2 protein-coding genes are annotated in these 1,632 nt (G+C 76.5%); one reads left to right on the top strand and one right to left on the bottom strand.

Annotated elements, in window-relative coordinates; all coding sequences use genetic code 11:
* Nucleotides 1-56 precede the first annotated feature (56 nt).
* Nucleotides 57-1,097, bottom strand: coding sequence for a DUF4037 domain-containing protein (locus ACFWEK_RS21510; RefSeq protein WP_430555361.1), 1,041 nt, complete (start codon nucleotides 1,095-1,097; stop codon nucleotides 57-59).
* Nucleotides 1,098-1,181: 84 nt separating this feature from the next.
* Between ACFWEK_RS21510 and ACFWEK_RS21505 the strand changes: the two genes are divergently transcribed.
* On the top strand, nucleotides 1,182-1,632 hold a 451-nt coding region (locus ACFWEK_RS21505; protein WP_430555360.1), incomplete at its 3' end, for an NAD-dependent epimerase/dehydratase family protein.

Here is a 1,632-nt window from a genome sequence, read left to right as displayed (position 1 = left end):
GCTCCGCGAGGTAGTACTACCTCGCGGAGCTTCGTACTACCTCGCCGTTTCTCGTATTACCTCGGCTCAGAGGACGCGGCACCCGAGGGGCCGCGGACCAGCGCGACGCGGCGGGGGCCGTCCATGAGGACGTCGACGGCGTCCACCCACTGCTCGACGGCGCCGGGCAGGCCGCGCACGGCGTCCCCGGCGGCGTCCCGCAACAGCTCGGGCAGCGCGCGCAGCCCGCGGGACGGGCGGTCGAAGAACGGCTCCGTCGCGGGGCCGTCGAGGGCCGGCAGCCCCAGCTCGCGCTGCCGCTCGTGCAGCGCGTCGCACGCGGCGCCGAGCGCGGCGTCCCGCTCCTGCCAGGTCGTGGCCGCGAGCGCCCGGTCCAGGTGCGGGCCCGCGGTCACGGCCGACGGGGTGCCCGCGAACGCGGTGCCGAGCCACTTGGGGTAGGGCGGCCAGCGCCGCTCCAGCAGCACCCCGAGCCGCAGCAGGGCGCCCGCCAGGCGGGCGGCGAGCACCCGCGACCCGGTGTCGTCCCCCCGTACCCCGGTGCGCCCGACGAACGGCAGCTCCTGCCCGACCCGCGCCCACTCGGCCGCGAGGACGTGCAGCCACACGTCGTGCGGGTACCAGGCGAGCCGGTCCCGGATCGCGGTGAGCTCCCCCGGCCCGTCGTGGAAGACGTCGCCGGCGGTCACCTCCAGCACGCTCTGCCCCGTGAGCGCCAGCCAACCCACGGCGTCGAGGTCGGTCGTCGGGTCGAGCCCGAGCCGCGACACCGCGAACCCGCGCGGGCTCGCGACCTCGACACGATGGCGCACCACCGGGTCCCAGGTCGTGGCGAACCGCACCGGAAGGCCCGCGTGCTCGGCCGGCAGCGCGCCCTCCAGGTGGGTGTCGACGGCCGCGACGTCCCGCTCGTCGACCAGCAGCGTGAGCCGCAGCCCCCAGTCGTGGTCGCGCGACGTCGCGTCGTCGAGCCCCAGGACGTCGGACCCGCTGCCCAGCCGGCCCGCGGCGTACGGCAGGCCGGGACGCCACGCCTGCAGCAGGGGGCGGACGACGTCGTCGTGGTACGCGCGGGCGAGGTCGATGCCGGTGGTCACGCCGCCATGCTGCCAGCAGGCCGCCGGAGGGCCGTCACACCGCGGCCCGCCGTACCGTCGAGAGGCTGAGGAGAGGAGACCACCATGAGGGTCCTCGTCGCCGGAGCGACCGGAGCCGTCGGCAGCAGGCTGGTGCCGCTGCTGCTCTCGGCGGGACACCAGGTCGTCGGCACCGCACGCAGCGAGCCGCGCCTCGAGGCGGTGCGTGCCGCGGGGGCGGAAGGGGTCGTCATGGACGGCCTGGACCCCGGCTCCGTCCGGGACGCCGTCACGGCCGCCGCGCCGGACGTCGTCGTGCACCAGCTCACCGCCCTGTCGTCGATCTCCGGCGACTTCCGCCGCTTCGACCAGGACTTCGCCGTCACCAACCGGCTGCGGACCGAGGGCACCGACTCCCTGCTCGCCGCGGCCGTCGCGGCGGGGGCCCGGCGGTTCGTAGCCCAGAGCTACACCGGGTGGCCCAACGAGCGGGCCGGCGCCCTGGTGAAGACCGAGGAGGACCCCCTCACCGGCGACCCCGGCAAGGAGGCCGTCC

The organism is Isoptericola sp. NPDC060257 (assembly GCF_042726645.1).
In the GTDB taxonomy this organism is placed as follows: Bacteria; Actinomycetota; Actinomycetes; order Actinomycetales; family Cellulomonadaceae; genus Isoptericola; species Isoptericola nanjingensis.
This window is presented reverse-complemented; position numbering and strand designations above follow the sequence as displayed.